Below are 21066 nucleotides of genomic sequence, written 5' to 3'. Positions count from 1 at the left end.
AGCGCGGCGGAACGTGAGCCCCGCCGCACCGTTTCGAAGGCTCCAGGATCAATAGATCTTGGAGAACTTTTCGATGTTCGACTTGTCGAACTGGAAGGGCGGAGCCATCGCAGCCGAGTTGGTGTCGTCGAGCGTGACCTTGCCGACGCGGCCGATCGACAGCGTAGCACCGGGCTTGGCCTCTTCCTTCTTCACCGCCAGGTCGTGGGCGAGGTAGACGGCGGAGTAGCCGAGATCGATCGGGTTCCACAGCGCAACCGCCTGGCTGGCGCCATTGTCGATGAACTTCTTGAACTCCGACGGCAGCGCCAGGCCGGTGACGTTGACCTTGCCGATCAGGCCTTCATCGGTCACCACCTGCGCGGCGGCAACGACGCCGACCGTGGTCGGTGCGATGATCGCCTTGAGGTTCGGATAGGACTTCAGCAGGCCCTTGGCTTCGTCCGTGCTCTTGGCCGAGTCGTCGTCGCCATAGACGGTGGCGACGAGCTTGATCTTGGGGAACTTCTCCGGCAGCACCTTCTTGGCCGCGTCGATCCAGGCATTCTGGTTGGTCGCGGTCGAAGAAGCCGACAGGATGGCGACATCGCCGCCTTCCGGCAGGTAGTCGGCGGCCAGCTTGATGATGGTCTCACCGATCAGGTTGGTATCGGAGGGGTTGAGGTGAAGCTGGCGTCCTTCCGGCGCGACGCCTGAATCCCACGAGATGACGGCAATGCCGCGCTGCATCGCCTTCTTCAGCACTGGCACCAGCGCGTCGGCGTCGTTCGCCGAAATGGCGATGGCATTGACCTTCTGGGCGATCAGCGAATTGACCACTTCGATCTGCGCTTCGGCGGTCGCCTTGGTCGGGCCGGTGTAGATGATGTCGACATCGCCGAGCTCCTTGGCCGCCTCTTCGGCGCCCTTGTTGGCGGCGTCGAAGAAGCCGTTGCCGAGCGACTTCACCACCAGCGCGATCTTGACGTTTTCGGCGTAGGCGGCATTCACGAACATGGCGGCGGAGAACGCCGCCGTAACCATCAATTTCTTCAGAAAGCTCATCGAATATCCTCCCTTGAGCGTTGCATTCCATCGCCGCTGCGGGCGTGAGTGGTTCTCAGGCCTGCAGCGAAGATTCTTCCTTGTTGGTTGCCGTTGTGCGGGCGATGATCAGCGTCACGCCGGCGGTCTCCAGCATCTTGGCTTCGCGATCCTCGATGGCGTCGTCGGTGATCACCGTGGCGATGCGCGACAGGCCGCACAGGATCAGGCTCGAGCGTTTGCGGAACTTCGAGGAATCGACCAGCACCACCAATTCGTCTGCCTGGTCGATCAGTTTCTGCTCGGCCTGGATCAGCAGCGGGTCGCCTTCCATAAGACCGAGCGGCCCCAGCCCTTGCGCGCCCATGAACATGCGGCGCGCGTAGAAATTGCGCGTCACGTCATTGTCGAACGGCGACAGGATGATGTTCTGCTCGCGGTAGATGGTGCCGCCCGACAGCATCACCGTGTTCTTGGAGTGCCTGAGCAAGTGCTCCGCGATCGGGAAGGAATTGGTGAAGATCGGCATGCGGCGGCCGGTCAGGAAATGCACCATCTGGAAGGTGGTGGTGCCGCCATTGATGATGATCGGCTCGCCGTCCTTGCACAGATCCACGGCTTCCCGCGCGATTGCCCGCTTCTGCGAAGCGTTGATGGTCTCGTTGACGGAAAAGGGCCGGCCGGCAAGGCCGATGAACTGCGGCGGCGAAAGCGCCTCGGCGCCGCCGCGCACCCGGCGCAGCCGTTTTTGCACATGCAATGCCGCGATGTCGCGCCGGATCGTCGCCTCCGACGACTCCGTCAGGTCGACCATCTCCTGCACCGTCACCACAGGCTTTTCCTGGACGGCGGACAGAATGATCCTGTGGCGCTCTTTCTCGTGCATGGTTCCTCCCTGCCTGAGCATCTAGGCACCCAAAGCGCGCAGTGTCAATCATTTCCGATCAGATAATTTCATTGTGCAATGCAATATGATTGATGTTGATCGTTTGTGATTGACAAGACCGCCGCTTGCGTAGAAATTCGTACAAAAGGGACCCGCGCCGTTTGCGTGTCCCAAAGGGAGGATACCTATGCTCGACAAGCGCTCCGGCACGCGCCTCGCCAATCTTTGGGATGACGCAAAAGCGCAAGCAATGAGCGAGCCCGAACGTCTGGTCTATCGCTCGAATGTTCTTGGCTCCGACAAGCGCGTCACCAATTATGGCGGCGGCAACACCTCCTCCAAGATCTGGCAAAACGATCCGCTCACCGGCGAGAGCGTGGAAGTGCTGTGGGTCAAGGGCTCGGGCGGCGACAGCGCCTCGATCAAGCTCGACGGCTTCGCCACGCTCTACATGGACAAATTGCGCGCGCTGAAAGGTCTCTATCGCGGCCTCGAACATGAAGACGAGATGGTCGGCTATCTGCCCCATTGCACCTTCAACCTCAACCCGCGCGCGGCTTCCATCGACACGCCGCTGCATGCCTTCGTGCCGAAGCCCTATGTCGACCATATGCATCCCGATGCCATCATCGCCATTGCCGCCGCCAAGGATTCGCAGGCGCTGACCAAGGAAATCTTCGGCGACACGATCGGCTGGCTGCCATGGAAACGTCCGGGCTTCGAGCTCGGCCTATGGCTGGAGAAATTCTGCCGCGAAAACCCCGAAGCCAAGGGTGTCGTACTGGCCAGTCATGGCCTGTTCAGCTGGGGCGACACGCCGAAGGAATGCTACGAGACGACGATCTCGGTGATCAACCAGGCGATCGACTGGTTCGAGCGCAAGAGCCATGGCAAGCCGATTTTCGGCGGCGAAGTCGTCAAATCCCTCGATGCGCCTGCGCGTCGCGCCGTGGCCGCAAAACTGATGCCGAGGATCCGTGGCCTGATCTCGGAGAACAGCCACAAGCTCGGCCATTTCGACGATTCCCCTGCCGTGCTCGAATTCGTCAATTCCAGGGATTTGCGGCCGCTGGCGGCACTCGGCACGTCCTGCCCGGACCACTTCCTGCGCACCAAGATCCGGCCGCTGGTCATCGAGTTCGACCCCCAAAATCCCGACGTCGATGCCGTCATTGCCCGTCTTGCCGATGATGTGGCGGAGTATCGCGTCGGCTATCAGGCCTATTATGACCGCTGCAAGCACGCCGACTCGCCTCCGGTGCGCGACCCTAACGCGGTGGTCTATCTGATGCCGGGCGTCGGCATGTTCACCTTCGCCGGCGACAAGGCGACGGCGCGCATTTCGGGCGAATTCTACGTCAACGCCATCAACGTCATGCGCGGCGCCTCGACGGTCTCGACCTATGTCGGCCTGCCCGACCAGGAAGCCTTCGACATCGAATACTGGCTGCTCGAAGAGGCAAAGCTGCAGCGCCTGCCGAAACCAAAGGCTCTTGCCGGCCAGATTGCGCTGGTCACCGGCGGCGCCGGCGGCATCGGCCGGGCCACCGCCAACCGGCTGCTGCGCGAGGGCGCGTGCGTCGTGCTGGCCGATATCGACGAAGCAGCCCTTGCCAGCGCCAATGACGAGCTTGCCAAGGCCTATGGCAAGGATTTCGTGCGGCCCGTAGTCATCAACGTCACGTCCGAGGATCAGGTGATCTCCGGCTTTGCCGAAACGGCGGTCGAATTCGGCGGCATCGATATTCTGGTCTCCAATGCCGGCCTGGCCTCCTCGGCGCCGATCGAGGACACCACGCTGACGCTGTGGAACAAGAACATGGACATCCTGTCGACCGGCTATTTCCTGGTTTCGCGGGAGGCGTTCCGGCTGTTTCGGGCGCAGAAGATCGGCGGCAACGTCGTCTTCGTCGCCTCCAAGAATGGGCTTGCCGCATCGCCAAACGCCGCCGCCTATTGCACTGCCAAGGCCGCCGAAATCCATCTGGCACGCTGCCTGGCGCTGGAAGGCGCGGAAGCGCAGATCAGGGTCAATGTCGTCAACCCCGACGCTGTGCTGCGCGGCTCGAAGATCTGGACCGGCGAATGGAAGGAACAGCGCGCCGCCGCCTACAAGATGTCGACCGACGATCTCGAGGAGCACTACCGCTCGCGTTCGATGCTGAAGCGGTCGGTGTTCCCCGAAGACATCGCCGAGGCGATCTATTTCTTCGCCTCCGATATGTCGGCCAAATCGACCGGCAACATCATCAACGTCGACGCCGGCAACGCACAGAGCTTTACGCGATAAGCAGTCGTTTGAGGGTTGGCGCCGACGCCGGAGCTTTACCTTCTCCCCGTCACCATACGGGGAGAAGGTGCCGGCAGGCGGATGAGGGGCAGCGCCAACCGAACGCATTTGGGAGGAAACTTTAGTGTCCGAAACCATCATCTCCGCCGATGTTGTCGAGAAAGACAATGCCGCGCGCAACGCCAATCTCAAGCGCGACTACGAGTCTCTCGGCGAGCGCCTCGACCGCCGCGGCATCGCCATCGACGCCATCCGCGACAAGGTCGAGAAATTCGCCGTCGCCATCCCGTCCTGGGGCGTCGGCACCGGCGGCACCCGCTTTGCCCGCTTTCCCGGCGCCGGAGAGCCGCGTGACATTTTCGACAAGATCGAGGACTGCGCCGTCATCCGGCAATTGACGCAGGCGACGCCGACCGTCTCGCTGCATATTCCCTGGGACAAGGCCGATCCGAACCGGCTGAAGCAGGCGGCATCCCGCTTCGGCCTCGGCTTCGACGCCATCAACTCCAACACCTTCTCCGACGCCAGGGACCAAAAACTTTCCTATAAATTCGGCTCGCTGTCGCATGCCGATGCAGCAACACGCCGGCAGGCGGTCGAGCACAATCTCGAATGCATCGAGATCGGCAGGACGCTGGGCTCCAAAGCGCTGACGGTATGGATCGGTGACGGCTCGAACTTTCCCGGCCAGGTCAATTTCGCCAAGGCATTCGAGCGCTATCTCGACGCGATGAAGGAGATCTATGCCGGACTGCCGGACGGCTGGAAACTGTTCACCGAGCACAAGATGTACGAGCCGGCCTTCTATTCGACCGTCGTGCAGGATTGGGGCACCAACTACATCATCGCCAAAGAGCTTGGCGACAAGGCGTTCTGTCTGGTCGACCTTGGCCATCACGCCCCCAACGTCAACATCGAGATGATCGTGTCGCGACTGATCCAGTTCAAGAAACTTGGCGGCTTCCATTTCAACGATTCGAAATACGGCGACGACGATCTCGACGCCGGCTCGATCGATCCCTACCGGCTGTTCCTCGTCTTCAATGAACTGGTCGATGCCGAGCTTTCAGGTGCAGAAGGGTTCGATCCGGCTCACATGCTCGACCAGAGCCACAACGTCACCGACCCGATCGAAAGCCTGATGCTGTCGGCAATTGAGGTGCAGCGCGCCTATGCTCAGGCGCTGCTGGTCGACCGCAAGGCGCTCGAAGGTTTCCAGGACGCCAATGACGCGCTGATGGCGACGCAGACGCTGAAGATAGCCTATCGCACCGACGTCGAGCCGATCCTTGCCATGGCGCGGCTGAAGACCGGCGGCGCCATCGATCCGGTCGCCGCCTACCGCGCCGCCGGCTACCGAGCGAAGGTCGCAGCCGAACGGCCGGCGGTGGCGAGCGTCGGCGGCGGGATTGTTTGAAGGTGGCTGCGAAATGAAAAACCCGCCACGAAGGGGAAGGGCGGGTCGTGGGAGCCAATTAGCACCACCGCCAGATTAGTAGCATAGCTGCCGGCACAAAGCAAGAACAAAATTGCCTGTCGGCGTTCAGCTTGGCTTCCTCTCCCCCATGAATGGGGGCGAGGAACCCCAGGTGTTGATAGAAGGCGCGAAGCCTCGTCGAATCTTCCCATCATCAGCAGTGGACTCAGCCTCCCCAAACCGCTTTCCTAGGCCTACCCCACGCCTCGGAGGACGGCCATGCACAACACCCGCCGAACCCTAATCGCCGTAAGCCTTTCCCTCACCCTGACCTTCGTACCCTTCCTCGCCTATGCCGCCTCGCCGCAGCCGGCGAAGGGCGAGCACGGCATGGTGGTGACCGCCCAGCACCTTGCGTCTGAGGTCGGCGTCGAGGTGCTGAAGCAGGGCGGCAACGCGGTCGATGCCGCCGTCGCCGTCGGCTATGCGCTGGCCGTGGTCTATCCGACCGCCGGCAATATCGGCGGTGGCGGCTTCATGACCATCCGCTTCAAGGACGGCCGCTCGACCTTCCTCGATTTTCGCGAGCGCGCGCCGCTGGCCGCGACCAAAACCATGTATCTCGACAAGGACGGCAAGCCGGTAAAAGGCGCCAGTCTCGACGGCTATCTGGCGGTCGGCGTGCCGGGCTCGGTCGCTGGTTTCGAAATGGCGCGGGAGAAATACGGCACGCTGTCGCGGCAGGACTTGCTGGCGCCGGCCATCCGCTTTGCCAAAGAAGGCTTCGTGCTGGAGCAGGGCGATGCGGCCTCGCTCCAGGGCGGCGCGGAGCGGTTGGCCAGGGACCCAGCGGCGGCGGCCATTTTCCTCAAGCCGGACGGCAAGCCTTATGCTGTCGGCGAGCGCCTTGTTCAGCCCGATCTCGCGGCTTCGCTTGCCGCCATTTCCGAACGCGGGGCGGATGCCTTCTACAAAGGCGCGACCGCCGACGCCATCGTCAAGGCGAGTGGCGAGAAGGGCGGCATTCTGGCCAGGGCTGATTTCGAAAACTATGCGGTGCGCGAGCTCAAGCCGGCGACCTGCAATTACCGCGGCTACGAGATCATTTCCTCGCCGCCGCCGAGCTCCGGCGGCGTCATCATCTGCGAGATCCTCAACGTGCTTGAGTTCTATCCGTTGTCCTATCTCGGCGCCGGTTCGGCCGAGACGGTTCACGTCATGGTCGAGGCGATGCGCCACGCCTATGTCGACCGCAATTCGGCGCTCGGCGATCCCGGCTTCATCGACAATCCGGTCGCAAAACTGCTCGACAAGAATTACGCCAGGGAAATTCGCGAAAAGATCGATCCGTTCCGGGCCGGCGTCTCGCAGGAATTGATGCCGAAGGGCTTTGGCGAGAGCAACGAGACGACGCATTTTTCGATCATCGACAATGACGGCAATGCCGTCGCGGTAACCTACACGCTGAACGGCTCTTTCGGCGCCGGCGTCGTCGCCGCCGGCACCGGCATCCTGCTCAACAACGAGATGGACGATTTCACCCAGAAACCCGGCGTGCCCAATCTCTATGGCCTCGTCCAGGGCGAGGCGAATGCGATTGCGCCGAAAAAGACGCCGCTGTCGTCGATGAGCCCCACCATCCTCGCCAAAGACGGCAAGCCGTTCATGGTCATCGGCAGCCCCGGCGGTTCACGCATCATCACCATCACGCTGGAGGCGATCGTCAACGTCGTCGATCACGGCATGAACATCCAGGAGGCCATCGACGCGCCGCGCATCCATCACCAGTGGCTGCCTGACACGGTCTATATCGAACCCTTCGGCCTGTCGCCCGATACCGAAAAGCTGCTTACCGGCATGGGCTACCGCCTCGATCTTGCCGACACGACCTGGGGCCAGGCGGCCGGCATCCTGGTCGGCGGCAAGAGCCTGGCGGAAATCGAGAAGGGTGGCGGCGCCCGCTACAATGGCGCCATCGACAGCCGCGCCGCAGCCGGCAAGGCTATCGGGTATTAAACCCCAAAAAGTGGGAACCGGTTTTCGGATAAGATCATGGTCAACAAGAAGATTGCGCCTTGCTTCAGGTGACCAGCGCGATCGTCGACGCTATCAGCATCAGCGCCGCGATGCCGACGAACAGGGCGTAGATGCGCGGCCGGTCGAGCAGAAGCGCATTGCCGGATATCCATGCTGCAGTGGCGCCACCAAGCGCGAAAAAGAAGGTGCTGCGGCGCCCGAAGCTCAAGCCGGCAGCCATCAGGCCACCGATGATCAGGGCGCCGAACACGATGATCACGGCGACTGCGTATTTTTCGAAATCGTTGCTGCCGGCGCTCGGGCCGATTGCGTTCAACCTCGACAGATCGTCCGGATCGAACGGGCTGGTCGACCCATATTCGTCTTGACCGACAGGCTCATGCATTATTCGTTCTCCGCAAACCGACAGCAAATCATCAAGCCTCGTCGAGCGCAACCGCTCGCCGAATGTGATCGGCACGGTGTTCAACACTTTCTGGCGACGGCTTGCCAGAGATTTTTGAATTCGCGCTTGGATCGCCGCCCCGCTGCGCGGCCTGGTCAAGCGCTTTGCCCGAGCTGAATCTTCATGCCGCCCTGGCCAAAGACTGCGTTGCCTGAACGGAAGCCCCAAGCACCGCCTGTGCGGTGTCGGCCTGCCTTTCATCGACATGCGCCAGCACCAGGATCACACCTGGTGCGGCATTCGTCTGGTCTGGCTGCTTGCCGATATCGGACAATGTGTCGAAAAGTCTGCCGGCAACACAGCCCAAGGCTGCACCGACGAGGGCCGATGCCAGCCATCCCGCGCCGAGGGGATCGATGCCGGGGATATCGAACGCGCCGAGGCCGGCCAACAAACCGGCTGCCGCGCCAAGAGCGGCACCGGTGCCTGGACCGCGCAAGACGGCGCCGATTTCGTCGTCGTAGGGTCCGATGATACTGATCTGGTGGCGCGCAATTCCTGCCGCCTGAAGTGCTTCGACGGCACGCGCCGCCTGGTCATGGGAATCAAAAAGTCTGCTGATTGTTCGCATTGAAACTGCCTGTGAGGCCCCCCGGCCCTCGACGGTACGGCGGGTTCCTGCTGAGCGACGACTGCCCGAGCTTTCACGTCACTCGATGATCTCGACGATCTTGCGCGTGCCTGGGTCGACGACGACGGTGCGGTTGTCGACGATGACATAGCGGTATTTGACACTGGGGACTTCATGAAGCTCGACGGTATCGGGGAGCGCCGAGCCGATGTTGAGCTCCACCCCAGGGATTTTCACCGAGGCCAGCGGCTGCTTTTTCACATACTCCTTGATGACCGTTTCCTGCTGCGGTTCGATGACAACGTCTTGCGCTGCAGCGGCGCCGATGCCTGCCAGCAGCAAAAATCCCGCCACCGCGGTGGAAAGATGCATTCTCATGGTCGTCTCCTTTGCGAACTCGGTCCGCTCTTCGCGCCAAGGCTCATTCGAACGGAAGGCAGCTGAAAACGTTCCGTCGACGGGCTTCGGTCCCGCCCGGCAGGGACCAACCGACGTGTTGCCGCAGGACCTAAGTCTGATCCTTGCGCGCAAAGGGCGGGTTTGCCGCGTGACCCGGAACCGCCGCGGCACCTAGCCGTTGCTGGCTGCACGTGCCGGGAGGATTCTTTGGAAAATATCGATGGCGGCTCGCACCGATCCTGGCTGTTTCCATTTCGATCGAATACAGCATCTGCGCAGCCTTGTCCCTTCCTGCGCCGATAGGGTTCGCGCGTCACTTTGGTGGCGGGCGAACCCTCGATTGCAGCGTGCGTCAGTCCAAAGTTGGCCCTGAGGCGAGGAGAACAGAAATGGCCGACGACAAGACCAAGCGAGACTTCAGCGACCGCAATCGCGTTTCGGCGGATGAATATTATGAGGTCGAACATTTCGCGCGGGAAAATGGTGTTTCGCCCAGCCAGGTGAGCAAGTTGATCAAAAGGACCGGCGGCGACCGGATGATCCTCTCGCAGGCGGTGAAGGCATTGCGCGAGCGCAAGTGAGCTGGCGGCGAAGCCAACGGTGGAGAGGCGCTGATCGCGATCGGCCGAGATCCGGCCAGCAATCGACAACGTGCTCGGATGCCGCCGCTTCGGCCAAGCGCAATGCCCCGCTACTTCTTCGATTCCGATGAAGACGGAATCGTCTATTCCGACGATCAGGGAACGTTATATGACGATCTCCCGCTGCTCAGGAAAGAAGCCCTTCGCACATTGGCCGAGATGGCCAGGGATGGCCTTCCTCATCGCAGGATTGCAGTCAAGGTCCGGGACGACCGTGGCGGTCTGGTCCTTGAAGTGGCTTTGACCTTTGCCGTTGAAACGCGGCACTTCGACGAGCGGATTTTCCAGATCGACTTGCGCACGAACTGACGGCTCGATCATCATCGCGCCGACCATCATCAGATTTCTGGTGCAGCGGCATCTTCCCCTGGCGCGGAACATTAGAAGTCTCTAATTGTTATCTTAAGCAGCGGGAACCTCCCAGGATTCTGCTGCAGATCGGGTGCAACCCGGTCGGCCCGCGCCCTCCGCCAGAGGCGCGGGCTTCGTTTGTTTAGCCGATGCGCAACGCCATGCGGCGGCAGCATATTGGAGACCTGCGGGAGCACTAGTAACATCAGTCGCTACCGCGGCGCCCTGGCGCCCAGGCAACGGAGCCCGTCGTCCGACAGGGCGGCGGGCTTTTTTGACGCGGGTCGGTCATCACGCAATCGATGGAATTCTGGCCGGCGCTGATTCGTGTGGCATGGGGTAAGGTGCCCTGACGCAGCGCCGGCCAAGCGGAAATCAGGTCCGCCGCAGCCAGATAGTAGCCGCGCTGGCGCAGCAGGTAATTGCGTGATCGCGGAAGCCGCACCATTGCAGAGCCCTCCCCAGCAGTTCGGCCTGCCCAGCGGCTGACCCGAGGCATTCATTCATTCTGACGATGCACCGGACGCCCCGACGGCGGAAATTGGACGCAGCGCTCGCTCTCGATTCAGCGGCCGGTGTTCCCTGCAGATTTCGGACGAAAGGCCATTCTATCCTTGTTGCGCCTGGATTCTTATCAGATCGTGGCAAGGATTGCCTTTCCGGCCGCGTTTGCCGGCGTTCTGCTGTTCGCCCTTCTGCCGGAGCAACTCCTGCAGGGTCTTGGCCTGGCTTTCACGTTTGATCACGACAAGCTCAATCACGCCGCCGCCTTCGTCGTCCTGGCGGCTCTCGGAAGTCTCGGCTGGCCGGAACGCAAGGCGAAGCTGATCGTACTCCTCGTTCTCACGGGTGCGGCGATCGAGGGGCTTCAGGCCGTGCAACTGATAGGGCGCGACCCGGATTTATTCGACTGGGTGGCCGACTGCGCGGGAATCGCGTGCGGACTGATGGTTGCAGGCTGGACAAAGCGGCTCGCCGGCGGATTGCCATAGCTCGAAAGCGCATAACGGAATCGGCGCGCCCATGCCCCAATAAGGGGAAAATGGCCGGCGCCACTTGGGGGGCGCGTTGGGGTAAGTTGCCTGATGGGGCGCCGGCCAGGCGGAAAAATTACGTCCGCCGCAAAGTAACATAGCAGGAACGGCAATGCGCGGCAGTAGCGTGATCGCGGAAGGTCCGCGCTCGCGCCTCCGGTGCGGTGACCCGTTTTGGGTCAACAATTCTGGCACCTGAATTGCACTGTAGGCAATGCCGGGGAATCCCGGCAATCGTCCCCGAATATGGGGCCTCGCCGCTTCGCAAATGGAGCGGCGGGCCTTTTTGCCGGATGTTGAAAAGTAGGCCGATCAGCGGCTTAGCCGATCACAGTGTGCTTAGCCCGATTTCCCCTACCAAGTGCTTATTCTCACAAGAGAAATTCCAAAGCGCCCAAGCATCGGTGCTTGACACAGGTTTCGAGAACTGGATAAGTGGATACACAGATACGCTCTGATCGGACCCAAGACATGGCAGCTGACGCAATCGAGCCGTTGGGCATCACGACCGCCGAGGAGGAAGCTTATCGCCACATTCAGCGGGCCCTGAGGATGGGGCGTTATCGGGCCGGGGACCGGCTGATCCCGGAAGAGATCGCGACGGAAATCGGCATGAGCCGCATGCCGGTTCGCGAAGCATTCCGCCAACTGGCCGCGGAAGGTCTTGTGCTCATTCGCCCGAACCGTGGCTGCATCGTCGCCGGGCTTACCCTCGATGAGATCTACGAAACATTTGAAATACGCTCGGTGCTCGAAGGGCTGGCGGTGAGGCTTGCCATGCCGCACATCGATGTCGAAGTGCTTGAAGAACTGGAACGCCAGCTCGACCGGATGGAGCGCGCCAGCCAGACCGGCAGCAGCGACTGGGTCGTGCGCCATCAGGCCTTCCATTTGCAGATTTGCCAATTGAGCAACCGGCCCAAGCTGGTCCGGCAGATCGCCAGCCTGCACGTCGTGATCGAGCCCTACCTGCGCATCTGGTTCGACTATGTCGACAAGCCCGCCAGCGCGCGTGCCGAGCACGAGATCCTGATCGACGTGCTGCGGTCAGGTGATGCCGGCAAGGCTGAGATCGTCATGCGGGATCATATCGTCGAGACGGCGCCGCTTCTGGCCAACTTCGCAAGTCCCGGCCGCCGCTAGGGAATACCATCTAACTCGTTGAAGCCGGAAGATAATCCGGCACGACGAAAGGGAACTGCCATACCGGCAAAAAGAGGAGAATGATATGAAAATTAGCCGCATCGCAGCCATTGCGTCGGTCCTGTTCGGCCTGGTCCAGGCCGCCGTTGCACAAGAAACACCAAAGGCAATTACCATTGCCACCGAAGGAGCCTACGCGCCCTGGAATTTCACAACAGCCGACGGCAAGCTGGACGGCTTCGAAGTCGATCTCGCCAATGATCTGTGCGGGCGAATGAAGATCGAGTGCAAGATCGTCGCACAGGACTGGGACGGCATGATCCCCGCGCTGACCGTCGGCAAGTTCGACGTGATCATGGCGAGCATGTTCATCACTGAAAAACGTCTGAAGATCATTGAGTTTACCCAGCCATATGCGGTGGATCCCTCAGGTTTCGCGGTCGCCAAGGATAGCGAACTGGGCAAGCTCGGCATTTCCAACGAGCGGTTCAAGCTGGAGAATGAAGCCTCTGCGCAGGCGGCAATCGACAAGCTCAAGCCATTGCTGAAGGGAAAGATCATTGGAGTTCAGGCTGCAACGGCGAACCTGGAATTTGTGAAAAAATACTTCTCGGACGTCGCCGAGATTCGCGAATATAAGACCACCGAGCAACACGATCTCGATCTCGCCGCGGGTCGCATCGACGCGCTCTTCGCGCAACAGACAGCGCTGGCCGCCACGCTGAGCAAGCCGGAGTTCAGCGACTATACGCTTGCAGGACCAGGATTTGTCGGGGGTCTCTTCGGTCTTGGCTCCGGGGCCGGTATCCGCAAAGAGGACACCAAGCTGAAAGACATGCTCAACGGCGCCATCGACGCCGCGACCGCCGACGGCACGATCAAAACCCTGTCACTTAAATGGCTCAAGAGCGACGTCACTCCAGTCAAGTAAGCGCTTGCCGGCGAACGGCCATTCCTGACCACGTTCCGGAGCTGAGCCGTTCGTCCTGCCGGGGGTATCAATGCCGGGGGTATCAATGGTTGACGCATTCCGGCTGCTTGGTTTCCAGCACGGAGGTTGGGGGGCTGCTCTTCTCATGGCGGCCTCGGTCACAGTGCTCCTGTCTGTGCTGGGCTTTGCGCTTGGCGCTGTCTTTGGCGGGCTGGCAGCGGCCGGGCGTCTCCGCAACTCCAAGGTATTGAGGTTCTTGGCCCTTGGCTATTGCACGGTTTTCAGGGGCGTGCCCGACCTTCTGACCATTTATCTGCTTTACTACGGAGGAAGCGTCGCCCTGACCTCGCTTGGTCATAGCCTGGGCGGGTCCGGATTCGTCGGCGTTCCGGCCTTTGCCACTGGAACCTTGGCTATCGCGATCATCTCGGGCGCCTATCAAGCCGAGGTCTATCGAGGGGCTTACCTCGCCATCGACCAGGGACAGCACGATGCCGCTTGCGCGCTTGGTCTCAACCGGCTGCAGCGACTGCGACAGGTTATTTTTCCCCAGCTCCTGAGATACGCGCTGCCAGGTCTCGGCAATGTGTGGCAGTTGGTTCTGAAGGACTCGTCGCTGATATCGGTAATCGGCCTCGTTGAACTGATGCGCCAGGCGCAGATCGCTGCAGGTTCGACCCGTGAACCGTTCATCTTCTACATTGCTGCAGCCTTGCTCTATCTGGCTATCGCTTCCGTCACGGGCCACGCCTTTTACCGTCTGGAACGGAAGGCGCCGTGGCGCGTCCGGTCGGCATGATAGATTTCAGTTTTTTCCTCGAAATCCTGCCGAAGCTACTCGCCGGCCTGCCGCTCACGATGGAACTGGCCCTGACTTCCATCGTTGCCGGCTTCGTTCTTGCCGTCACATTGGCGCTTGCCCAGCAATCGGAATCGCCCTTCGTCGTCTTGCCGATCCGTGGCTTCGTTGCCGTGTTCAGGGGCACGCCTCTGCTGGTGCAGATTTTTCTGACCTATTATGGCCTTGGTCAGTTCCGGCACCAACTGTCGGCAATTGGATTATGGGCCGTTTTCCGCGAACCCTACTGGTGCGCAATCATCGCGCTGACACTCAACACCACCGCCTATGGCAGCGAAATCCTCCGCGGCGCGATTCAATCGGTGCCACGCGGCCTTGTCGAGGCGGCCCGGTCTGTCGGCCTGTCCACCTATTTGACCTATCGGCACGTTATCCTGCCGCTGGCCTTTCGCCAGGCGCTGCCGAGTTACGGCAATGAAATCATCCTAATGATCAAGGGCACGTCTCTGGCTTCCATCGTGACCTTGATGGAGGTGACTGGAATTGCCCAGGGATTGATCGCCCAGACCTACCGCGCCTTTGAAGTCTTCATCTGCGCGGGCGCCATTTATCTCACTTTGAACTTCGCGATCATCCGTGCCTTGGCGGCACTCGAATACTGGATGTCGCGGCATCTGCGGCACCGCCCCTCGACGATGAGCGACGCCGCCTCTTGAGCACGATCAGAAGGGCATAGCATGCGAAATTTTGAGAAACCAACGCGCTCGGTCGTCGTTTCACGCGAGGCCATGGCCGCCACCTCTCATCCGTCGGCGACCCTGACGGCGGTGGAGATCATGGCGGCCGGCGGCAACGCCATGGATGCCGCCATCGCAGCCTGCGCGGTGCAATGTGTCGTCGAGCCAGCCTCGACCGGCATCGGGGGCGACTGCTTCGCTCTTCTGTCGCGAAACGGATCCGGCGAAGTCATCGCCTACAACGGATCGGGCAGGACACCCGCCGCCCTCACGATTGACTGGTTCCTCGAACGTGGCATGGCGGAGGTGGCCCGCAATTCTCCTGGCTCCGTCACCATCCCGGGAGCGATCGATGCCTGGACCAGATTGCACGCTGATCACGGGCATATGCCTTTCGATCAAATCCTGGCCCCCGCTATACGTTTCGCCGAGGAAGGCTACGCCATTTCACCGCGGGTCCATCGTGACTGGGCGTTGGAAGAAGAACTTCTGGCCTCCGATGTAGCCGCGAAACGGATTTTCCTGCCAAACGGCCGCGCGCCAGGCGTTGGCGAAGTGCATCGCCAGCCTGAGTTGGCTGCAACGCTGCGGCTGATCGCCAAGAAGGGACGAGAGGCCTTCTACACCGGCCCTGTGGCCGGAGACATGGTCGCCTATCTTCGTGGGCTCGGCGGATTGCACACACTCGAAGATTTCGCCTCGGCAACAGGCGAATACGTGACCCCGATCAGCACCGCGTTCCGAGGCTGCGATGTGTTCGAATGTCCGCCGAATGGCCAGGGTGTGATCGCGCTGCTCATTCTAAACATCCTCTCGCGCTTCGAAGCGCACGGCGACCCGCAATCCGCGGACCGGCTTCACCTGGAAATCGAAGCAACACGCCTCGCTTACGCCGCGCGTGACCTGCTCGTCGCCGATCCTGATGCGTCCGAGGTCCCGGTGGCCGACATGTTGTCGAATGCCTGGGCCGATCGTCTGGCCGGCATGATTGACCTAAAGCGCGCCCGCGCGGACCTGCCGGCGTTCGATATGCCGCTGCACAGCGACACGGTCTATATTTCCGTTGTCGACAAGGATCGCAATGCGGTCAGTTTCATCAACTCGGTCTTCGACAGCTTTGGCTCGGGCCTGGTCTCGCCACGCTCCGGTGTCGTCTTGCACAATCGCGGGCAAAGCTTTTCGCTTGACCCCAGGCACCCCAATGCAGTGGCGCCGAACAAGCGACCTTTGCATACCATCATACCCGGGATGCTTGCGAGAGGCGGCCGGGCAGAAATGCCTTTCGGCGTTATGGGCGGCTACTACCAGGCAATGGGCCACGCGCACCTGCTGACGAAGGTGCTCGATTTCGGGATGGATCTGCAGGAGGCGATTGATCTGCCGCGGGTCGCCCCCGTCAGCGGCACCATGAACGTCCAGGCCGAACACGGGCTCGCTGGCGAAACCGTAGCTGAACTTAGCCGACGCGGTTTCGAAATCATTCCCGCCACGGACCCGATCGGCGGTGCGCAGGCCATTCGCATCGATTGGGCAAACGGGACCCTGCTGGGCGGTTCTGAACCGCGCAAGGACGGCTGCGCCCTCGGTCTGTAGAGCGGTTATGGCCAGAGCGGGAGCCAAGATGCCGAAGATGCTCTTCATCGACATTTGGCCGGCGAGCAGGAGCCGCTGGCGCCATGGTCCAGATAATTCTTGCACGCCATCGACAATCCGATCGGCGCGAGGTTGTCACCCATGTCTTAGGTACAAACTGTTACCCATATCTCCGGGCCGTACAGGGAAAAATGGTGCCCAGAGGCGGATTCGAACCACCGACATGCGGATTTTCAGTTCGCTGTCGGTGATTGATATTGTTCAAATTTTAGGCCGAATGTCGCGTTTGTGTCGCGTCAAGCCAAAAGCGCCCGCTCGGCCTGAACTCGTTGCCCTGTTCAGCGCCCAAACACGCGTGCCGTGGTGCCGACAGTCATTCAGATGGATGATGGTATGGTTCGGCACTCCTAGTAAGCTCCGATCACCAGGCAATTTAGAGACTTTCTGAGGTCCATGTTCCTATGGGCGCAAGCGGCGCGACGACGGAGGTGTTGGCGCAGGCGGCGGGGTCGGCGTCGTCGAGGCTCGCACGCCTGGAAGCCACGACGACCGACGTCGACCAACGGGCAACCGTGGGGCGCTCGATCGATCAGGAGATGGCACGGGCGACGAGCCAGTTCGACAGCGACAGGCGTGTCAACCAGCCGCAAGCGCAGGCGATCGAGAAGCAATTGCAAGTTCTCAAGTCAACCGGCAACGCTGTCGCGGCTCGACAGGCGGGACTGCACGCCATGGAAAGGCAGTTCCCGCCGCATCGCATCTCCTCCAAATCTTTTTGCGGCGTCAGCAGGATGCCAGCGAGCGGGGTCAACTCGGCCAGGCGGATGCCAGAGTGTTTACGCTCGCCACACGGCCGGAGCGGGCGAGCTCGCTTCATCCGATCTTTCTGTTTCCTGTTCGGGAGGTCCCTACATGATTATCGAGTTGTTCGGTCCGCCTGGTGCAGGCAAGACGACCCTTCTCCGCGCCCTTTGCCGTGAGCTGGCGAAACGCGACATCCGTGTGAAGACAGTCAATGGCTATCGCCGGATTGATTTTGTGTCTTTCGGCAGCGAAGTCGATTCGGTCGAGGATGAAGGCCCGGAGACACGCCATGGCATCCAGCGTCTGGTGCACAAGCTCGCCACCGCGAGTCCGGTCTTGTTCTCGACCCCGCCGAGCGAGGGGGCCGCTGCGCGGCTTTTGGCATCGATCCCTCCAAAAAGTCGAATATGGGCGTTGCGTCTGAAGATCGACGTCGTTTTGCTCTTCGAAGCCTGGAATACGGCGCAGGCCTCAGAAGGGTACTTCATTTTCGAAGAGGGCATCGTTCAGGCGTTGTGTGCGCTCGTCCTGTTGGCACGAAATCCAAGTATCGACATGGTTCGTAATTGCATGACGTTCCTGCCGCGACCGGATCTCCTCATTCAAGTCGACGCGCCCGGGGAAACGCTGCGCCACCGCCTCATTGAGCGGTATGCGCGGCAGCCGTACCTCGAGCGCCTTCTCGAAGTCGGAGTGGTCAGGGGCCTGAAGCAAGCGGATATCGCGAGGGAGATCGGCCAATGCCTGCAAGACAAATGGCCGCTGATGCGTGTCGACGGCCTCGACCCACGCAATTTCGAACAGGTCGTCGCGCGCATCGTGGGGCACGGATTGCCCGCGACGGCATGCGTCGGGCCAGACTAGAGGCGCGAGTTGCATGGTGCTCACGGTGAGATCGTTCGTTGGCATTCGCAGATTTCTACGGGCGCAGCGGCGACCGTTAGGCAGCGTCCATGAGAACCGTGCACCCGCTCGTCGGGATTACCGAGCAAGCCACCAGACGGATGGGTACGGTGCCCATTACTCCGACACGTTCCGGTCCGGCTACTATGCAGCTCTGTGGTCGGGTATCGAAAAGCCCTTGGTCGAACGTACTCTCCTGCCTGTCGGCGGGCCGAACCGGAAATGCCTGGACTTCGCATGCGGCACAGGCCGCATAGCAAATATCGCAGCTCAATTTTTTGGTGAAGTCGTCGGCGTTGACATCTCCCAATCTATGCTGGCTAGCGCACGGGTTCCGAAGAACGTGAAATTGGTCCGCGCTGATATTACGCTCTCTCCGCTCGCCGAAAGGTTCGACGTGGTCACGGCATTCAGATTCTTCCTCAATGCTGAAGATGAGCTCAGGAAGGATGCACTGTCGGCCATCAGCGCGCATTTGAACGAAGGTGGATTGCTAATCTCGAATATCCACATGAATGCGACCTCGCCAATAGGGCTGGTCTGCCGCATTCTGAACCGTTATGCAGGAGGGACAGTCCGCCACACTTTGAGCATTAAAGGATACGAGCAGACGCTCATTGCAAACGGCTTTATTGTCGAGCGGATAGTTGGGTACGGTTTTTTGCCGCGACCCGGGAAATTGCTGCCAAGACTCTGCGAAATATTGATCGTGCCGTTTGAAAGGATCTGCGCAAGTGCCAGGATTCCGGCGGAGCTTGCGCAGAATTTCCTGGTGGTTGCCAGAAAGCGGTAAAGCCGGCGGGCACATGAAATTTGAAACCGAGCATTTGCCATGAGGCTGGTCTTTGTTGAAGCTATTGGCAGGAAAGTATCGAGTGTCGTTTTTGGCTGCGCTTCGCTTGGCTCAATCAGACAAAGCGCTGCTCGCCTCTGCTCATCAGTGCGTTTGGCGACGGCGCTCGCCGGTGACCAACGATGCACTTGCCCTTTTGAGGCAGGACGATCGCAAGCATCCCGACGTCGCGAGGTACTTTCGTAGGTTGGGGGATTCCGGCAACGTAACGCGGGTTCGCGCCGTAATTTCCAGACGTCTTGAGGTTCAAGTATCTCCCTGCCGATTGCGGGACGCGAATTCCTCGTAATGCCTGCGTATGAACTCCGGTTTGGCCCGATGCCGCACCTGCCGGCCTGTAAGCCTCTCGCAGACAGTGCCCACGCATCTCGAACCATAAAGACGCATGAGAGAACGTCTGAAAGCGGCTACGGCGCGCTTTACGCGTGCCCATGTCGCGTTCATGTCGCGTGGAGTTGCCGACAGTCGCAGGAAACCCTTGAAAATCAACGGTAACAGTTCGCAACACGGCGCGACATGAAATGCCGTAAGTCGCCAAGTTGGCGACACCGCAAGCCATTGAGTGATTTTATATGAGGAAGTAGTGGTGCCCAGAGGCGGATTCGAACCACCGACACGCGGATTTTCAGTCCGCTGCTCTACCAACTGAGCTATCTGGGCCTGCTCCGGCGGGCGGCAATCTGCACACCGGGTTCATGAAAGCGCCGTCGGCACCCCTTGAAAGCGCGTGGGTTATAGCACGGGAATTCGGCCTGTCCAGCGCTTAGAGCATGATCCCGAAAAGTGGAATCCGGTTTTCGGAAAAAGATCATGCTCAGACAAAAAGCATGATCCCGAAAAGTGGAATCCGGTTTTCGGAAAAGATCATGCTCAAACAAAAAGCATGATCCCGAAAAGTGGAATCCGGTTTTCGGAAAAGATCATGCTCAAACAAAACGCCAGAACCTGTTCCGTCCGACAGTGCCCGGATGGAACAAGTTCTGGACATTGATTTCAGGCGGGAAACGACAGGCAGTCCGCAAGGCCGATCATCGGTCACGATCGCGGCTGCGAAACCGTCCCAAGCCTGTGGAAAACCGCAGGTGGACGGCGCTATTTCTGGTCGTCGTTCTCGTCTTCGTCGTCGCGGCCCGGGATGACGTAGACCCCCTTCAGCCAGCGGTTGAGGTCGATGTCCTTGCAGCGCGTCGAGCAGAACGGGTAGGTTTCGCGCGCCGATGGCTTGCCGCATTCGGGGCAGGGCCGCTTGGGCCGCAACGGCGTGACCTTGTCGTCCGGGCTCATATCCGCGCACCCGACAGCCAGTTGGCGTGCACCTTAAACCCTTCGCCGCTCAAAAGCGCTACCGTCTCGTAGAGTGGCAGGCCGACGACGTTGGTGTAGGAGCCGACAAGCTTGACGACGAAGGCGCCGGCAAGCCCCTGGACGCCATAGCCGCCGGCCTTGCCGCGCCATTCTCCGGATGCGATGTAGGCCTCGATCTCCTCGCGCGGCAGCCGCTTGAAACGCACCCTGGTCTCCACCAGCCGCAAGCGCTGCTTGCCGCCCGGCGTGATCAGGCAGATGCCGGAATAGACCCGGTGCGAACGGCCGGACAAAAGCCCGAGGCAGTTGGCGGCGTCGTCGAGCGTCTCGGCCTTGGGCAGGATGCGCCGCCCGACGGCAACCACCGTGTCGGCGGCCAGCACGAAGCTCGGCAGGTAGTCCGTCTCGGTCTTCAGCGAAGCCAGCGCCTTCTCGGCCTTCTGTGTTGCCAGGCGCTTGGCCAGCGAGCGCGGGTGCTCGGCGCGCAGCGGCGTCTCGTCGACATCGGCCGGCAGCACACGGTCCGGCTCGATGCCGGCCTGCTGCAGCAGCTCGATCCGGCGCGGCGAACCCGAGGCAAGCACGAGCTTCTGCAAAATGCCCATCGCGATCCCGGCCGGGTCCTTGAACTTACTTGAAGCGGTAGGTGATGCGGCCCTTGGTCAGGTCGTAGGGCGTCATCTCGACCAGGACCTTGTCGCCGGTCAAAACGCGGATGCGGTTCTTGCGCATGCGGCCGGCCGTATGGGCGATGATTTCATGTTCGTTTTCGAGCTTGACCCTGAACATCGCGTTGGGCAGCAGTTCCGTCACGACACCCGGAAACTCGAGGACTTCTTCCTTCGGCATTCGATACCTTTGCTTGGATGGGTACTTCCAGCGCCCCGGCCGGAAAGTTGCGCGG

At 60.9% G+C, this 21066-nt stretch carries 22 protein-coding genes and 1 tRNA gene; 13 read left to right on the top strand and 10 right to left on the bottom strand.

Features of this window, described 5'->3' with window-relative positions:
- Positions 1 to 48 precede the first annotated feature (48 nt).
- Positions 49 to 1044: a rhamnose ABC transporter substrate-binding protein gene (gene rhaS, locus NKI67_RS18710; protein ID WP_023677379.1), complete on the bottom strand. Its 996-nt coding sequence runs from the start codon at positions 1042 to 1044 to the stop codon at positions 49 to 51.
- 55 nt (positions 1045 to 1099) lie between these two features.
- Positions 1100 to 1909, bottom strand: a complete 810-nt coding sequence (locus NKI67_RS18705; RefSeq protein WP_023677380.1) for a DeoR/GlpR family DNA-binding transcription regulator — start codon at positions 1907 to 1909, stop codon at positions 1100 to 1102.
- Between the two features lie 187 nt (positions 1910 to 2096).
- On the opposite strand from NKI67_RS18705, the gene NKI67_RS18700 reads away from it, so the two are divergent.
- The 3 genes from NKI67_RS18700 (at position 2097) to ggt (NKI67_RS18690) (ending at position 7632) form a co-directional block, all read left to right on the top strand.
- Positions 2097 to 4199, top strand: coding sequence for a bifunctional rhamnulose-1-phosphate aldolase/short-chain dehydrogenase (locus NKI67_RS18700; protein WP_023677381.1), 2103 nt, complete (start codon positions 2097 to 2099; stop codon positions 4197 to 4199).
- Between the two features lie 124 nt (positions 4200 to 4323).
- The gene (gene rhaI / locus NKI67_RS18695; protein WP_023677382.1) at positions 4324 to 5616 is read left to right on the top strand and encodes an L-rhamnose catabolism isomerase; all 1293 of its coding nucleotides are present in this window, start codon (positions 4324 to 4326) and stop codon (positions 5614 to 5616) included.
- A 279-nt stretch (positions 5617 to 5895) separates the two neighbouring features.
- Positions 5896 to 7632 (top strand): gamma-glutamyltransferase, encoded by a 1737-nt coding sequence (gene ggt, locus NKI67_RS18690; RefSeq protein ID WP_023677383.1) that lies wholly within the window; start codon positions 5896 to 5898, stop codon positions 7630 to 7632.
- 64 nt (positions 7633 to 7696) lie between these two features.
- On the opposite strand, the gene NKI67_RS18685 is transcribed toward ggt (NKI67_RS18690), so the two are convergent.
- The 3 genes from NKI67_RS18685 to NKI67_RS18675 all read right to left on the bottom strand — a co-directional run bounded on the left by NKI67_RS18685 (position 7697) and on the right by NKI67_RS18675 (position 9047).
- The gene (locus tag NKI67_RS18685; protein WP_292663955.1) at positions 7697 to 8038 is read right to left on the bottom strand and encodes a hypothetical protein; all 342 of its coding nucleotides are present in this window, start codon (positions 8036 to 8038) and stop codon (positions 7697 to 7699) included.
- A 181-nt stretch (positions 8039 to 8219) separates the two neighbouring features.
- Positions 8220 to 8669, bottom strand: a complete 450-nt coding sequence (locus NKI67_RS18680; RefSeq protein WP_023677386.1) for a hypothetical protein — start codon at positions 8667 to 8669, stop codon at positions 8220 to 8222.
- A 78-nt stretch (positions 8670 to 8747) separates the two neighbouring features.
- The gene (locus NKI67_RS18675; protein WP_023677387.1) at positions 8748 to 9047 is read right to left on the bottom strand and encodes a DUF1236 domain-containing protein; all 300 of its coding nucleotides are present in this window, start codon (positions 9045 to 9047) and stop codon (positions 8748 to 8750) included.
- A 410-nt stretch (positions 9048 to 9457) separates the two neighbouring features.
- Here NKI67_RS18675 and NKI67_RS18670 point away from each other — a divergent pair, with 410 nt between their 5' ends.
- Together NKI67_RS18670 and NKI67_RS33885 are read left to right on the top strand one after the other, a co-directional pair.
- Positions 9458 to 9649 (top strand): DUF3606 domain-containing protein, encoded by a 192-nt coding sequence (locus tag NKI67_RS18670; RefSeq protein ID WP_023677389.1) that lies wholly within the window; start codon positions 9458 to 9460, stop codon positions 9647 to 9649.
- 78 nt (positions 9650 to 9727) lie between these two features.
- Entirely contained in the window at positions 9728 to 10018 is a 291-nt protein-coding gene (locus NKI67_RS33885; RefSeq protein WP_502894410.1) for a DUF6894 family protein, read from the top strand.
- Positions 10019 to 10265: 247 nt separating this feature from the next.
- Here the strand turns inward: NKI67_RS33885 and NKI67_RS18660 are convergent, their stop codons facing one another.
- Entirely contained in the window at positions 10266 to 10508 is a 243-nt protein-coding gene (locus NKI67_RS18660; protein ID WP_023677391.1) for a hypothetical protein, read from the bottom strand.
- 166 nt (positions 10509 to 10674) lie between these two features.
- On the opposite strand from NKI67_RS18660, the gene NKI67_RS18655 reads away from it, so the two are divergent.
- From NKI67_RS18655 to NKI67_RS18620, 8 genes are all read left to right on the top strand, one after another.
- Positions 10675 to 11052, top strand: coding sequence for a VanZ family protein (locus tag NKI67_RS18655; RefSeq protein ID WP_023677392.1), 378 nt, complete (start codon positions 10675 to 10677; stop codon positions 11050 to 11052).
- Positions 11053 to 11565: 513 nt separating this feature from the next.
- Positions 11566 to 12237 carry a GntR family transcriptional regulator gene (locus tag NKI67_RS18650; RefSeq protein WP_031211973.1) on the top strand — a complete coding sequence of 224 codons (672 nt, stop codon included), beginning with the start codon at positions 11566 to 11568 and terminating at the stop codon, positions 12235 to 12237.
- Positions 12238 to 12322: 85 nt separating this feature from the next.
- Positions 12323 to 13168, top strand: coding sequence for a transporter substrate-binding domain-containing protein (locus NKI67_RS18645; RefSeq protein ID WP_023677394.1), 846 nt, complete (start codon positions 12323 to 12325; stop codon positions 13166 to 13168).
- Between the two features lie 85 nt (positions 13169 to 13253).
- The gene (locus NKI67_RS18640) at positions 13254 to 13967 is read left to right on the top strand and encodes an ABC transporter permease (RefSeq protein WP_023677395.1); all 714 of its coding nucleotides are present in this window, start codon (positions 13254 to 13256) and stop codon (positions 13965 to 13967) included.
- Positions 13964 to 14683 carry an ABC transporter permease gene (locus NKI67_RS18635; protein WP_023677396.1) on the top strand — a complete coding sequence of 240 codons (720 nt, stop codon included), beginning with the start codon at positions 13964 to 13966 and terminating at the stop codon, positions 14681 to 14683. Before NKI67_RS18640 ends, NKI67_RS18635 begins: the two co-directional genes overlap by 4 nt.
- A gap of 21 nt (positions 14684 to 14704) precedes the next feature.
- Complete coding sequence (gene ggt, locus NKI67_RS18630; protein WP_023677397.1) at positions 14705 to 16297, top strand: gamma-glutamyltransferase; 1593 nt, start codon at positions 14705 to 14707, stop codon at positions 16295 to 16297.
- 912 nt (positions 16298 to 17209) lie between these two features.
- On the top strand, positions 17210 to 17965 hold the full coding sequence (locus NKI67_RS18625) for an AAA family ATPase (protein ID WP_051406149.1): 756 nt from the start codon (positions 17210 to 17212) through the stop codon (positions 17963 to 17965).
- Between the two features lie 217 nt (positions 17966 to 18182).
- The gene (locus NKI67_RS18620; RefSeq protein WP_245274725.1) at positions 18183 to 18797 is read left to right on the top strand and encodes a class I SAM-dependent DNA methyltransferase; all 615 of its coding nucleotides are present in this window, start codon (positions 18183 to 18185) and stop codon (positions 18795 to 18797) included.
- 644 nt (positions 18798 to 19441) lie between these two features.
- Here NKI67_RS18620 and NKI67_RS18615 read toward each other — a convergent pair.
- The 4 genes from NKI67_RS18615 to infA all read right to left on the bottom strand — a co-directional run bounded on the left by NKI67_RS18615 (position 19442) and on the right by infA (position 21011).
- Positions 19442 to 19517, bottom strand: a tRNA-Phe gene (locus tag NKI67_RS18615).
- A 432-nt stretch (positions 19518 to 19949) separates the two neighbouring features.
- On the bottom strand, positions 19950 to 20141 hold the full coding sequence (gene yacG, locus NKI67_RS18610) for a DNA gyrase inhibitor YacG (protein WP_023677402.1): 192 nt from the start codon (positions 20139 to 20141) through the stop codon (positions 19950 to 19952).
- Entirely contained in the window at positions 20138 to 20767 is a 630-nt protein-coding gene (locus NKI67_RS18605; protein WP_023677403.1) for a Maf-like protein, read from the bottom strand. Before NKI67_RS18605 ends, yacG begins: the two co-directional genes overlap by 4 nt.
- A 25-nt stretch (positions 20768 to 20792) precedes the next feature.
- Positions 20793 to 21011 (bottom strand): translation initiation factor IF-1, encoded by a 219-nt coding sequence (gene infA, locus NKI67_RS18600; protein WP_006200926.1) that lies wholly within the window; start codon positions 21009 to 21011, stop codon positions 20793 to 20795.
- Positions 21012 to 21066 lie beyond the last annotated feature (55 nt).

Source organism: Mesorhizobium sp. M0408 (assembly GCF_040321495.1).
Lineage (GTDB): Bacteria > Pseudomonadota > Alphaproteobacteria > Rhizobiales > Rhizobiaceae > Mesorhizobium.
This window is presented reverse-complemented; position numbering and strand designations above follow the sequence as displayed.